This window comes from Brenneria sp. hezel4-2-4 (assembly GCF_013155275.1).
Classification (GTDB): domain Bacteria; phylum Pseudomonadota; class Gammaproteobacteria; order Enterobacterales; family Enterobacteriaceae; genus Brenneria.
On record NZ_JABJXS010000004.1, the window covers coordinates 419,385 to 432,904 of the forward strand.

The following is a 13,520-nucleotide window of genomic DNA, read 5'->3' on the forward strand; positions in this document are numbered from 1 at the left end:
TTGCAGCATGTAGGGGAGATATTGTGATATGAGCATAGTGATACAGCTCACAGTTCGATCAAATCCAATAGTCCTTAATCAGCATACTTTAGCTAAAAAAAACATTAACTTTCATAGGTATAACTAAAAATTATCCCTTATCGGCACATTTTGCACAGGTATTTGACCTGAACAGGCTTTCTCGCTAATTTGGGAATCCGCTGGAAGCTTTCCTGATAAGTCCGCGACTTGTCATATTTATGCAGTAAATGAAGACTCCCTCTAAAAACAAGTCATTTACCACTTGTGAGACCGTCACGAGAGGCCGAAGAAGAGAGCGGCAGGCTTATAGCCGCTCGACGCCAAGGTGCTTTCTCGCAGTAGGTTGTGAGAGTCACACAGAGCCCGGGGAGGTTCACTATTATGTTGTACGATGCATCCCAAGAGAGAGACAACTGTGGTTTTGGATTAATCGCCCATATAGAAGGTGAACCGAGCCACAAGGTAGTGCGTACTGCGATTCACGCACTTGCCCGTATGCAACACCGTGGCGCGATCCTTGCTGACGGCAAGACCGGCGACGGCTGTGGCCTATTACTTCAAAAACCCGATCGTTTCTTCCGTCTGGTTGCGGAAGAGCGCGGCTGGCGGTTAGCCAAAAATTACTCCGTCGGCATGATGTTTCTCAATCAGGATGAAGAGCTGGCCCGCGCCACGCGCCGGATTGTAGAAGAAGAACTGCAAAACGAAACGCTTTCCGTGCTCGGCTGGCGTGAAGTGCCGACCAATCCGGACGTGCTGGGTGAAATCGCCCTGTCGTCTCTGCCGCGCATTGAGCAAATCTTCGTCAATGCCCCGGCCGGCTGGCTACAAAGCGATATGGAGCGTCGGTTGTTTATGGCGCGCCGCCGCATTGAAAAACGGATTGAAGATAAAGAATTCTACGTTTGCAGTTTTTCCAATCTGGTGACGATCTATAAAGGCCTGTGTATGCCTGCGGATCTGCCGCGCTTCTATCTCGATCTGGCCGATCTGCGCCTGGAATCGGCAATCTGCCTGTTCCACCAGCGTTTCTCGACCAACACCGTACCGCGCTGGCCGCTGGCGCAGCCGTTCCGCTATCTGGCGCACAACGGCGAGATCAATACCATTGCCGGTAACCGCCAATGGGCGCGCGCCCGTGCTTATAAATTCAAAACCCCGCTGATCCCTGACTTGCAGGATGCCGCGCCGTTCGTCAACGAAACCGGTTCCGACTCCAGTTCGCTGGATAATATGCTGGAGCTGTTCCTCAGCGGCGGGATGGACATCATCCGCGCTATGCGTCTGTTGGTGCCGCCTGCCTGGCAAAACAACCCGGATATGGACCCGGAGCTGCGCGCCTTCTTCGACTTTAACTCCATGCACATGGAGCCGTGGGACGGCCCAGCCGGCATCGTGATGTCCGACGGACGCTACGCCGCCTGTAACCTCGACCGTAACGGTCTGCGTCCGGCGCGCTACGTCATCACCAAAGACAAACTGATTACCTGCGCCTCCGAAGTGGGGATCTGGGATTATCAGCCGGATGAAGTGGTGGAGAAAGGCCGCGTCGGGCCGGGCGAACTGATGGTTATCGACACCCGCAGCGGGCGTATTCTGCACTCCGCCGAAACCGATGACGATCTGAAAAGCCGTCACCCCTATAAAGAATGGATGGAGAAAAACGTCCAGCGTCTGGTGCCGTTTGAAGAATTGCCGGAAGATCAGGTGGGTAGCCGCGAATTTGACGACGCCCTGCTGGAAACCTATCAGAAGCAGTTTGGCTACAGCAGCGAAGAGCTGGATCAGATTATCCGCGTGCTGGGCGAGAACGGTCAGGAAGCCACCGGCTCGATGGGGGACGATACGCCATTCGCCGTGCTGTCCAGCCGCCCGCGCATTATTTATGACTACTTCCGTCAGCAGTTTGCCCAGGTGACCAACCCGCCGATCGATCCGCTGCGTGAAGCGCACGTCATGTCCCTGGCGACCTGTATCGGCCGCGAAATGAACGTCTTCTGTGAAGCGGAAGGTCAGGCCCACCGCCTGAGCTTTAAATCCCCGATCCTGCTTTACTCCGATTTCAAACAGTTGCTCTCCCAGGATCAGCAACACTACCGCGCGGATACTCTGGATCTGACGTTCGAACCGGAACAGCAAACGCTGCAACAGACCATTGAGAAACTGTGCGACGCCGCCGAACACAAAGTGCGCGACGGCGCCGTTCTGCTGGTGCTGTCCGACCGGGCGATCTCGGCGAAACGTCTGCCGGTTCCCGCGCCAATGGCCGTGGGCGCGATTCAGCGTCGTCTGGTAGAGAAAAGCCTGCGCTGCGACGCCAACATCATTGTTGAAACGGCCAGCGCGCGCGATCCGCACCACTTTGCCGTATTGTTAGGCTTTGGCGCCACCGCCATCTATCCCTATCTGGCCTATGAAACGCTGGCGCGGCTGGTGGATAACCACACCATTGAAAAACCCTACCGCGCAGTGATGCTGAACTACCGTAACGGCATCAACAAAGGGCTGTACAAGATCATGTCCAAAATGGGCATTTCAACGGTCGCCTCTTACCGCTGCTCCAAGCTATTTGAAGCCGTAGGCTTGCATAACGACGTTGCCGATCAGTGCTTCCAGGGCGTCGTCAGCCGTATCGGCGGAGCCAACTTCAGCGATTTCGAGCAGGATTTGCTCAATCTTTCCAAACGCGCCTGGCTGAAACGCAAAACGCTGGAACAGGGCGGGCTGCTGAAATTCGTGCACGGCGGCGAATACCATGCCTACAACCCGGATGTGGTCACTACGCTGCAAACCGCGGTTAAAAGCGGCGAATACAGCGATTACGAACAATACGCCAAACTGGTGAACGATCGTCCGGCCGCCACGCTGCGCGATCTGCTGGCGCTGAAACCGCAGGAAGGCGCGGCCATTTCCCTCGACGAGGTCGAGCCGGCGACAGAAATGTTCAAGCGCTTTGATACCGCGGCGATGTCGATTGGCGCGCTCAGCCCGGAAGCCCATGAGTCGCTGGCTGAAGCCATGAACGGTCTCGGCGGTTACTCAAACTCCGGCGAAGGCGGTGAGGACCCGGCGCGTTACGGCACCAACAAGGTTTCCCGTATCAAGCAGGTGGCTTCCGGTCGCTTTGGCGTCACGCCGGCCTATCTGGTCAACGCCGACGTGATCCAGATTAAAGTGGCGCAGGGCGCCAAACCGGGCGAAGGCGGTCAGTTGCCCGGCGATAAAGTCACGCCGTATATCGCCAGACTGCGTTATTCCGTCCCGGGCGTGACGCTGATTTCACCGCCGCCGCACCATGATATTTATTCCATTGAGGATTTGGCGCAGCTGATTTTCGATCTGAAACAGATCAACCCGAAAGCCATGATCTCGGTAAAACTGGTTTCCGAACCCGGCGTCGGCACCATTGCCACCGGCGTGGCCAAAGCCTATGCCGATCTGATCACCATCGCCGGTTACGATGGCGGCACCGGCGCCAGCCCGCTGACGTCGGTAAAATATGCGGGCTGCCCCTGGGAACTGGGTCTGGTGGAAACCCAGCAGGCGCTGGTCGCCAACGGCCTGCGTCACAAAATCCGCTTACAGGTGGATGGCGGTCTGAAAACCGGGCTGGATATCATCAAGGCGGCGATTCTGGGAGCGGAAAGCTTCGGTTTCGGCACCGGCCCGATGGTGGCGTTAGGCTGTAAATACCTGCGTATTTGCCACCTGAACAACTGCGCCACCGGCGTCGCCACCCAGGACGAAAAACTGCGCCGCGACCACTATCACGGCCTGCCGGAACGCGTGACCAACTACTTCCAGTTCATCGCGCACGAAACCCGGACGCTGATGGCGGAATTGGGCGTCAGCCGTCTGGTGGATTTGATTGGTCGTACCGATCTGCTGGTCGAACTGGACGGTTTCACCGCCAAACAAAATAAGCTGGATCTGTCGCCGTTGCTGCACACCGCACAGCCCCATCCGGGCAAGGCGCTGTACTGCACCGAAAGCAATCCGTCGTTTGATAAGGGCCTGCTGAACAAAGAGCTGCTGGCGCAGGCGCAACCGCACGTGGACGCCAGACAGAGCAAAGCGCTCTACTTTGATATCCGCAACACTGACCGTTCGGTCGGCGCCACCCTGTCTGGGGCGATCGCCGCCAAACATGGCGATCAGGGTCTGGCGAGCGATCCGATCAAAGCCTACTTCTCCGGCACCGCCGGTCAGAGCTTTGGGGTCTGGAACGCGGGCGGCGTCGAGCTGTCATTGACGGGCGACGCCAATGATTACGTTGGTAAAGGTATGGCCGGCGGCAGCATTTCCGTGCGACCTCCGGTGGGGTCGGCGTTCCGCAGCCATGAGGCCAGCATTATCGGCAACACCTGCCTCTACGGCGCTACCGGCGGCAAGCTGTTCGCCGCCGGCCGCGCAGGCGAACGTTTCGCCGTGCGTAACTCCGGCGCTATCACCGTGGTGGAAGGCATCGGCGATAACGGCTGCGAATACATGACAGGCGGCATCGTCTGCGTGCTGGGCCGCACCGGCGTCAACTTTGGCGCGGGCATGACCGGGGGGTTCGCCTACGTTCTGGATGAAGACGGCGAATTCCGCAAACGCGTTAACCCTGAACTGGTGGAAGTGCTGGAGGTAGAACAGTTGGCGATTCACGAAGAGCATTTGCGCGGCCTGATTACCGAGCATGCGCAACACACCGGTTCACAGCGCGCGGAAGAGATCCTCGCTAACTGGCCGGCCTGGGCATCGAAATTTGCTCTGGTGAAACCGAAGTCAAGTGATGTGAAGGCATTGTTGGGTCACCGTAGTCGTTCCGCAGCCGAGCTGCGGGTTCAGGCGCAGTAAGAGGTCATCATGAGTCAGAATGTTTATCAATTTATCGACCTACAGCGCGTTGATCCGCCAAAAAAACCGCTGAAAATTCGTAAAATTGAATTTGTTGAAATTTACGAACCGTTCTCGGAGAGCCAGTCCAAAGCCCAGGCCGATCGCTGCCTGTCATGCGGCAACCCTTACTGCGAGTGGAAATGTCCGGTTCATAACTACATTCCCAACTGGCTGAAGCTGGCGAATGAAGGTCGGATTATCGAAGCGGCCGAGCTATCGCACCAGACCAACAGCCTGCCGGAAGTCTGCGGACGCGTTTGTCCTCAGGATCGTCTGTGTGAAGGTTCCTGTACGTTGAATGACGAATTCGGCGCCGTGACCATCGGCAACATTGAACGCTATATCAATGATAAAGCGATCGAGATGGGCTGGAAGCCGGATGTGTCGAACGTACAGCCAACCGGCAAGCGCGTGGCCATTATCGGCGCGGGCCCCGCCGGTCTGGCCTGCGCTGACGTGCTGGCGCGCAATGGCGTCCAGGCGGTGGTATTTGATCGTCATCCTGAAATTGGCGGCTTGCTGACCTTCGGCATCCCGGCCTTTAAGCTGGAAAAAGAAGTGATGGTCAAGCGCCGCGAGATCTTCAGCGGCATGGGCATCGAATTCCGTCTGAACACCGAAGTGGGTAAAGACGTCCAGATGCAGGAACTGCTGGATGAATATGACTCCGTGTTCCTCGGCGTCGGCACCTATCAGTCCATGCGCGGCGGTTTGGAAAATGAAGATGCGCCGGGCGTCTACGATGCCCTGCCGTTCCTTATCGCCAATACCAAACAGCTGATGGGCTTCGACGCTTCTGAAGAAGAGCCTTACATCACCATGCAAGGCAAGCGTGTTGTGGTACTGGGTGGCGGCGATACCGCGATGGACTGCGTGCGTACATCGATTCGTCAGGGCGCCGCGCACGTCACCTGCGCCTATCGCCGTGATGAAGAGAACATGCCCGGATCTAAACGCGAAGTGAAAAACTCGCGCGAGGAAGGGGTCGAATTCAAATTCAACCTGCAACCGCTGAGCATTGAGATTAACGGGGCCGGTAAGGTGTGCGGCGTCAGAATGGCGCGCACCGCGTTGGGCGCGCCGGATGCCAACGGCCGCCGCCGTCCTGAAATCGTTGAAGGCTCCGAGCACGTGCTGGAAGCGGATGCGGTGATCATGGCTTTCGGTTTCCGTCCGCACAAGATGGCTTGGCTGGCTGAATACAGCGTTGAACTGGATAGTCAGGGCCGCATCATCGCGCCTGAAAACAGCGAAAATGCTTTCCAGACCAGCAACCCGAAAATTTTTGCCGGCGGCGATGCCGTACGCGGCTCGGATCTGGTGGTGACCGCCATTGCCGAAGGGCGTAAAGCCGCCGACGGCATCATGAACTACCTGGAAGTGTAATCCCCTTGCCTGGACCGGCCCTTTCGGTCCAGGCAGTATCTCCTGATAATCCCTGCGAATATCCCCCTTCCCGCCTGGAAAAATCCCGCTTAGCGTCTAGTATAGTTACGTGCTTGCACGTTGATATTAATAGTAATTTGTATTTTAGGAGATAACATGACAGTTAAAGTGGCGCTTGTTACTGGCGCAGGTCAGGGGATTGGCCGCGCTATTGCGCTCAGATTGGCAAAAGACGGCTTTGCCGTCGCCGTAGTAGACTACAACACAGACACCGCCCGTAGCGTGGCGCAGGAAATTGAGCAGGCCGGCGGTCAGGCTATCGCCATTCAGGCTGATGTTTCTGATCGGGACGCGGTTTTCGCCTCCGTCGCGGAAACCCAGAAAAAATTCGGCGACTTCAACGTCATCGTTAACAATGCCGGGATCGCGCCCTCCACGCAGATTGAAGACATTACCCCGGAAATTATCGATCGCGTATATAACATCAATGTTAAAGGTGTTATCTGGGGTATCCAGGCTGCCGTCAAGGCGTTTAAATCTCTTAACCACGGCGGCAAAATCATTAACGCCTGCTCTCAGGCCGGCCACGTCGGCAATCCTGAACTGGCGGTATACAGCTCCAGCAAATTTGCCGTCCGCGGGCTGACGCAAACCGCGGCGCGCGATCTGGCGCCGCTGGGCATCACCGTAAACGGCTTCTGTCCGGGGATTGTACAAACGCCAATGTGGGACGAGATTGATCGTAAAATCTCTGAAGCGGCGGGAAAACCGGCGGGCTACGGCACGGCTGAATTTGCAAAACGCATCACGCTGGGACGCCTGTCCCAACCGGAAGACGTTGCCGCCTGCGTGGCTTATCTGGCAAGCCCTGATTCCGATTATATGACCGGACAGTCCTTGTTGATCGACGGCGGTATGGTATTTAGTTAATCGCTTAACTACATGCCCTACCCACAACCGGGCGCCACCAGCCCGGTTGTTCTCTGACAAAAAGCATCAGCCAGATACCGCTAACGATTCAGCCAACCTCTACGACATCCGATTTAAAACCCCAAACGCCGCTGGCTCGAAATGTAAAAAAGGGCACGATAAATTGTGCCCTCCGACGAGTGTGGTGATTTATTTAACCACCCGCAACGAGGGTCTTCCCCCTTTGGGAGGCTGTGGCGGATCGTCGTTCGGATTGCCGTTTTCATCCGTCGCGTCGGAATTGTTGTCGACGATAGACACCACCGTGCTGGCAGTGGCGTCCTCATCCTGAAAATCATCGACTTCGCCCGCCGATTCATACGCGGGTTCCGGCTCAAACATGGTGCCGGCGCCGTTTTCACGGGCGTAAATAGCTAATACTGCCGCCATCGGTACATAAACCTGGCGTGGTACGCCGCCGAAACGGGCGTTAAAACGGACGCTGTCATCAGCTAGCTCAAGTCCACCAACAGCACGGGGGGCGATATTCAGCACAATCTGCCCGTCGCGGGCAAACTCCATCGGCACCATAACACCCGGCAGCGTGATGTCGACCACCAGATGAGGCGTCAACTGATTATCCAGTAACCAGTCATAAAAGGCCCGTAATAAATACGGACGACGCGGAGACAGTTGAGACAACGCCATGTTGTTTAACCTCTGGTTTGCAAACGCATTTCACGTTCAGCTTCCGTCAGGGACGCCAGGAACGCATCACGCTCGAATACGCGTGTCATGTAACCTTTCAATTCCTTCGACCCGGAACCGCTTAATTCAATCCCTAACTGCGGCAAACGCCATAACAGGGGAGCCAGATAGCAATCCACCAGGCTGAACTCTTCGCTCATGAAGTAAGGCGCTTCGTTGAAGACAGGCGCAATCGCCAGCAATTCTTCACGCAGTTGCTTACGCGCGGCGTCCGCTTCCTGCGCACTGCCCTGCATAATGCTCTTCAGCAGAGAATACCAGTCATTTTCAATACGGTGCATCATCAGACGGCTGTTACCACGCGCTACCGGATATACCGGCATCAGCGGCGGATGAGGAAAACGTTCATCCAGATACTCCATGATAATACGTGATTCATAGAGCGTCAGTTCCCGATCGACAAGCGTCGGAACCGAACCATAAGGATTGAGGTCAATAAGATCCTGCGGCAGATTATCCATGTCCACCTGTTCAATCTCGACACTCACACCTTTCTCCGCCAGTACAATGCGGACCTGATGGCTAAAAATGTCGGACGGACCAGAAAACAGCGTCATTACCGAACGTTTGTTGGCAGCGACAGCCATGAAAACCTCCAAGTTTATCGAGAAAATACGGCGAATAACCGATCTGCTTTTATCCTGCAAACCCTTATCTGCATTTTGTCATTCAGAGTGGAAAACCACCTGACAAAATCAGTCGTTTTAGAAAAAAACACTCACTGGCGAACAGGCATAAAATCGGCGAATAGTTTATCAGATTTTGTTCATTCTGTGGGGGTACTAGCGTAATTTCATCATTAACGCCCAGAAAAAAAGAGGTTTTTTTCGACAAAAATAGCCTTTCAGACAGAAAAATTTCCGGGAAAACTTTTTAACGTCGCAAAGCAACGAGTCAAAGGGTGGCGGGCAATACGCCCGTAGGGTGGAAGGCATTCCGCCTTCCATAAAAAACCCGGCGACAAGCGCCGGGTCTTTCGCATTGATTTCGCTGCAATTGCAGCAGGAAATTAACGCTTGGAGAACTGAGGACGACGGCGTGCTTTACGCAGACCGACTTTCTTACGTTCAACCTGACGAGCATCACGGGTAACGAAACCGGCTTTACGCAGTTCGCCACGCAGAGACTCATCATATTCCATCAGCGCACGGGTGATACCGTGACGGATCGCACCAGCCTGACCGGAGATGCCACCACCTTTAACGGTAATGTACAGGTCAAACTTGCCAACCATGTCGATCAGTTCCAGCGGTTGACGAACTACCATACGGGCAGTTTCACGACCGAAGTACTGTTCCAGACTACGCTGGTTGATAACGATATTACCACTGCCCGGTTTGATGAACACGCGAGCGGCGGAGCTTTTGCGGCGACCAGTGCCGTAGTATTGATTTTCAGCCATTGCCTATAATCCCGATTAAATGTCCAGAACTTGCGGTTGCTGTGCCGCGTGATTGTGCTCGGTGCCCGCGTAAACTTTCAGCTTACGGAACATGGCACGACCCAGCGGGCCCTTCGGCAGCATGCCTTTAACCGCGATTTCAATCACGCGCTCAGGACGGCGGGCAATCATCTCTTCAAAGGTCGCTTGTTTGATACCACCGATGTGGCCGGTGTGATGGTAATAAATCTTGTCAGAACGCTTGTTACCGGTTACGGCAACTTTGTCTGCGTTCAGAACGATGATGTAATCACCCGTATCAACGTGCGGAGTGTATTCCGCTTTATGCTTGCCGCGCAGACGACTAGCCAGTTCAGTTGCGAGGCGACCCAGGGTCTTACCGCTCGCGTCAACAACGTACCAGTCGCGTTTTACGGTTTCTGGTTTAGCTGTAAAAGTTTTCATTAAAAGCTTACCCAATAATTAGTTACACGCAGGTGTTCACCCAACGCTTAAAAACAGTTGAGGCTCACACGACCATCAAGTCCAGCAAACCTACCCCTTCGAATAGCCATTGCCGGCACTATTAAAGTTTTTGGGAAAAAAACTTTGTTGTAACGTGGGGTCGCAGGATTATAGAGAAGTCGCCGTCAAAGATCGACCTTTTTTCTCGGCCAGACCAAGAAAAATCACCGCCGGTTTACGCCAGATGCGGCTGGCTCAGATACGCCTCGCTCTGCATTTCCTGCAAGCGTGATAAACAACGCTGGTATTCGAACCTCAGGTGCTCGCCCTGATAAATCTCAAACATCGATACCTGCGCGGAAATAATCAGTTTAATCCGACGCTCGTAAAACTCATCGACCAACGCCAGAAAACGGCGGGCGGTATTCTCTTCCGCGCTGCCCATCACCGTAACGTTGTGCAGCAGCACGCTATGGTAAAGGCGGGACAGGGCGATGTAATCATTCTGGCTGCGCGCTTGCGCGCACAGCGTCGAAAATTCGACGGCAAGTACGCCGTCGCTCGCGCCAAGCGTAGGCAAAGGGTGATGATTTATCTCAAGAACCGGCCCCGGCGTCACCCATTGCTGCCCTGACAAGCGGGTAAACATCTGCTGCATCGCCGCTTCTGTGCGGGCATCCAGCGGCGTTAGGTAAAGATGAGCCTGCGTCAGCGTCCGCAGCCGATAATCAATGCCCGCATCGACGTTGCGCACGTCGCAATGTTGTTTAATCAGCGCAATCGCCGGCAGAAAACGGGCGCGCTGCAACCCGTTGCGATATAACTCGTCCGGCGGAATGTTAGACGTGGCCACCAGCGTAATGCCGCGGGCAAACAACGCGCGCAGCAGCTCAGCCAGCAACATGGCGTCGGTAATATCCGAGACGAAGAACTCGTCGAAACACAGCACATCCGTTTCGGCTTTAAACCCGTCGGCGACCTTTTCCAATGGATTTTCCTGCCCCTGAAGCTGGTTTAGCTCTTCATGCACCCGCAACATAAAACGATGAAAGTGCAGCCGTAGTTTGCGCTTAATGGGCAGGCTTTGAAAAAAAAGATCCATCAGCCAGGTCTTGCCTCTTCCCACCCCGCCCCACATGTATAAGCCCTGAACAGGAACGGAAGCGCTTTTATCGCTTAACCCCAGCCACGAGCGCCATTTGCCCAGTCGTCCCGACGCATCGCCTGCGGGATGCGCGGCGCGCTCGCACAATGCCCGATGGATCGAGTCCAACTGCACCACAGTCTGATGCTGAACCTCGTCAGCGTGGTACTCTCCGGCTGACAGCGCCTGCTGGTAAAGCGCCAATGGTGTCGTCTGCTGCATAATCATCACAATCCCTGAGAAAAAAGTTAGTTGTGTTTTGTCGTGCGTTGCCGTCGATTCGAGCCGTAATCGTAGCAGTTAACTACCTTGATGCCATATATGCGTCAACATAACCCTAAGTCATCACGTTTCAGGATTCCACTCAGACAAGGTTAGCGGTTATAGTGACTATATATTAAGTGAAAAACCCTACGGAACAACGAAGTCAAAATAGGAGTCATTATGACCTGGGAGTATGCGCTGATTGGGTTGGTTGCCGGTATTATCATTGGTGCTGTCGCCATGCGTTTTGGCAATCGTAAGCTACGGCAACAGCAGGTATTACAGCACGAGTTGGAGAAAAGCAAAGCAGAACTGGAAGAGTATCGCCAGGAGCTGGTCGGACATTTTGCCCGTAGCGCGGAGTTACTGGACAACATGGCGAACGATTATCGTCAGCTTTACCAGCATATGGCGAAAAGCTCCAACAGTTTGCTGCCGAATATTCCCGGTCAGGACAACCCGTTTAAATATCGCTTAACGGAAGCTGAATCGGATAACGATCAGGTTCCCGTCGATATGCCGCCGCGCGACTATTCCGACGGCGCATCGGGCCTGCTGCGCGGAGAACGCCCGGTCCGCAAGTAAACGCGGCTTGCTTACTGCGTGAGGCTTCATCCGGCCTCACGTTTCCACCTGCTTTCTTCCCATGAAAACCGGTCGCGTAGACTATAGTTACAATCTACTGACGAAACATCAGTGAACTTTACACACTGATACCACTCTGACTCTTCACCGTGTGTTTAAGTTTATATATCATCGTTTTATTCATCCGCTGGTCGTGAGAGAGTTAATCAACAATGAAGAAAAAATCTTTATTATTTAGTGCATTGGCCATGAGCATAAGCTTGACCCTGTCCTCGCTCCCGGCGGCGAACGCTGCGCTGCCCGCAGTAGTTCAGGAACAACAGCTTCCCAGCCTGGCGCCGATGCTGGAAAAAGTCCTGCCCGCGGTAGTCAGCGTACATATCGAGGGCACCCAGGTGCAACGCCAGCGCGTGCCGGAAGAGTTTAAATTCTTCTTCGGTCCGAACTTTCCAACCGATAAACAAAGCTCCCGCCCCTTTGAAGGGTTGGGATCCGGCGTCATCATCAACGCGGCGAAAAGCTATGTTCTGACCAATAATCACGTCATCAACAATGCGGATAAAATTCGCGTACAGTTAAACGACGGGCGCGAGTATGAAGCCAAACTGATTGGTCGCGACGAACAGAGCGATATTGCTTTGCTGCAACTGGTTGATGCCAAAAATCTGGTTGAAATCAAAATGGCGGACTCCGATCGATTGCGCGTCGGCGATTTCGCCGTTGCGGTGGGGAACCCCTTCGGTCTGGGGCAAACGGCGACGTCCGGCATTATCTCGGCGCTGGGGCGCAGCGGGCTGAATCTGGAAGGGTTGGAAAACTTCATTCAGACCGATGCCTCAATCAACCGCGGCAACTCCGGCGGCGCATTAGTCAACCTTAACGGCGAGCTGATCGGGATTAACACCGCTATTCTGGCGCCCGGAGGCGGAAATATCGGCATCGGCTTCGCCATTCCCAGCAACATGGCGCAAAACCTGGCTCAGCAACTGGTTGAGTTTGGCGAGGTGAAACGCGGCGTCCTGGGCATTAAAGGCAGCGAAATGACTTCCGAGATGGCGAAAGCCTTCAAGGTCGATGCCCAGCGCGGCGCGTTCGTCAGCGAAGTGCTGCCGAAATCCGCGGCGGCAAAAGCCGGCATCAAGGCTGGCGATGTCCTCACCTCGCTGGACGGAAAACCGATCAGCAGCTTTGCCGAGCTGCGCGCCAAGATAGGAACAACCGCCCCCGGGACAACCGTGAAAATCGGTTTGCTGCGTGAAGGTAAACAGCAGGAAGTCGCTGTCGTCCTGGATAACAGCGCGACGTCCACCACCAGCGCCGAAACGCTGTATCCCGCCTTGCAGGGCGCCTCGCTGACCAACGGGCAGTTGAAAGACGGCGGCAAAGGCATCCAGATCGATAACGTCGCCAAAGATTCGCCAGCCGCTCAATTGGGCTTGCAGAAAGGCGATATTATTATCGGCGTGAATCGTGAACGGGTAGAAAACATCACCCAGTTGCGTAAAATTCTGGAGGCCAAGCCTGCCGTTCTGGCGCTGAACATCGTACGCGGCGACGAAACCATTTACCTGCTGTTGCGGTAAACCAAGACGCCCGGCGTATTTTTCAACGTCGCCTTGCGACGGCCCGTCGTAAAAAATCGGACACTGCGCGCTGCGGTGTCCGATCATCTCATGATATTCTCATTGTCATATTCCTTTTCGACAGTAAAAC

10 protein-coding genes are annotated in these 13,520 nt (G+C 54.8%); 5 read left to right on the top strand and 5 right to left on the bottom strand.

Translation table 11 applies throughout. From position 1 onward, the window contains the following. Window positions 1–402 precede the first annotated feature (402 nt). The 3 genes from gltB to HOY33_RS11620 all read left to right on the top strand — a co-directional run bounded on the left by gltB (window position 403) and on the right by HOY33_RS11620 (window position 7,221). Window positions 403–4,863, top strand: coding sequence for a glutamate synthase large subunit (gene gltB, locus HOY33_RS11610; RefSeq protein ID WP_172290358.1), 4,461 nt, complete (start codon window positions 403–405; stop codon window positions 4,861–4,863). Between the two features lie 9 nt (window positions 4,864–4,872). Then, window positions 4,873–6,291: a glutamate synthase small subunit gene (locus HOY33_RS11615; protein WP_172290359.1), complete on the top strand. Its 1,419-nt coding sequence runs from the start codon at window positions 4,873–4,875 to the stop codon at window positions 6,289–6,291. 156 nt (window positions 6,292–6,447) lie between these two features. Next, entirely contained in the window at window positions 6,448–7,221 is a 774-nt protein-coding gene (locus HOY33_RS11620; RefSeq protein WP_172290360.1) for a (S)-acetoin forming diacetyl reductase, read from the top strand. A gap of 189 nt (window positions 7,222–7,410) precedes the next feature. Here HOY33_RS11620 and sspB read toward each other — a convergent pair whose 3' ends face one another. The 5 genes from sspB to zapE form a co-directional block, all read right to left on the bottom strand. After that, entirely contained in the window at window positions 7,411–7,908 is a 498-nt protein-coding gene (gene sspB / locus HOY33_RS11625) for a ClpXP protease specificity-enhancing factor (protein WP_172290361.1), read from the bottom strand. A gap of 5 nt (window positions 7,909–7,913) precedes the next feature. Beyond that, window positions 7,914–8,555, bottom strand: coding sequence for a stringent starvation protein SspA (gene sspA / locus HOY33_RS11630; protein ID WP_172290362.1), 642 nt, complete (start codon window positions 8,553–8,555; stop codon window positions 7,914–7,916). A gap of 422 nt (window positions 8,556–8,977) precedes the next feature. After that, complete coding sequence (rpsI, locus tag HOY33_RS11635) at window positions 8,978–9,370, bottom strand: 30S ribosomal protein S9 (protein WP_172290363.1); 393 nt, start codon at window positions 9,368–9,370, stop codon at window positions 8,978–8,980. Window positions 9,371–9,385: 15 nt separating this feature from the next. After that, on the bottom strand, window positions 9,386–9,814 hold the full coding sequence (gene rplM, locus HOY33_RS11640; protein ID WP_121573560.1) for a 50S ribosomal protein L13: 429 nt from the start codon (window positions 9,812–9,814) through the stop codon (window positions 9,386–9,388). A 235-nt stretch (window positions 9,815–10,049) separates the two neighbouring features. Beyond that, entirely contained in the window at window positions 10,050–11,180 is a 1,131-nt protein-coding gene (gene zapE, locus HOY33_RS11645; RefSeq protein ID WP_172290364.1) for a cell division protein ZapE, read from the bottom strand. A 222-nt stretch (window positions 11,181–11,402) separates the two neighbouring features. On the opposite strand from zapE, the gene zapG reads away from it, so the two are divergent. Together zapG and degQ are read left to right on the top strand one after the other, a co-directional pair. Continuing rightward, entirely contained in the window at window positions 11,403–11,807 is a 405-nt protein-coding gene (zapG, locus tag HOY33_RS11650) for a Z-ring associated protein ZapG (protein WP_172290365.1), read from the top strand. A 212-nt stretch (window positions 11,808–12,019) separates the two neighbouring features. Beyond that, complete coding sequence (degQ, locus tag HOY33_RS11655) at window positions 12,020–13,390, top strand: serine endoprotease DegQ (RefSeq protein WP_172290366.1); 1,371 nt, start codon at window positions 12,020–12,022, stop codon at window positions 13,388–13,390. The last annotated feature ends 130 nt before the right edge of the window (window positions 13,391–13,520 follow it).

Excerpts from the sequence above, each read along its gene's own strand:
- sspA (WP_172290362.1), bottom strand. The coding sequence starts at position 8,555 with ATGGCTGTCGCTGCCAACAAACGTTCGGTAATGACGCTGTTTTCTGGT.
- gltB (WP_172290358.1), top strand. The coding sequence starts at position 403 with ATGTTGTACGATGCATCCCAAGAGAGAGACAACTGTGGTTTTGGATTA.
- zapG (WP_172290365.1), top strand. The coding sequence starts at position 11,403 with ATGACCTGGGAGTATGCGCTGATTGGGTTGGTTGCCGGTATTATCATT.
- HOY33_RS11615 (WP_172290359.1), top strand. The coding sequence starts at position 4,873 with ATGAGTCAGAATGTTTATCAATTTATCGACCTACAGCGCGTTGATCCG.
- degQ (WP_172290366.1), top strand. The coding sequence starts at position 12,020 with ATGAAGAAAAAATCTTTATTATTTAGTGCATTGGCCATGAGCATAAGC.
- rpsI (WP_172290363.1), bottom strand. The coding sequence starts at position 9,370 with ATGGCTGAAAATCAATACTACGGCACTGGTCGCCGCAAAAGCTCCGCC.
- zapE (WP_172290364.1), bottom strand. The coding sequence starts at position 11,180 with ATGCAGCAGACGACACCATTGGCGCTTTACCAGCAGGCGCTGTCAGCC.
- sspB (WP_172290361.1), bottom strand. The coding sequence starts at position 7,908 with ATGGCGTTGTCTCAACTGTCTCCGCGTCGTCCGTATTTATTACGGGCC.
- rplM (WP_121573560.1), bottom strand. The coding sequence starts at position 9,814 with ATGAAAACTTTTACAGCTAAACCAGAAACCGTAAAACGCGACTGGTAC.
- HOY33_RS11620 (WP_172290360.1), top strand. The coding sequence starts at position 6,448 with ATGACAGTTAAAGTGGCGCTTGTTACTGGCGCAGGTCAGGGGATTGGC.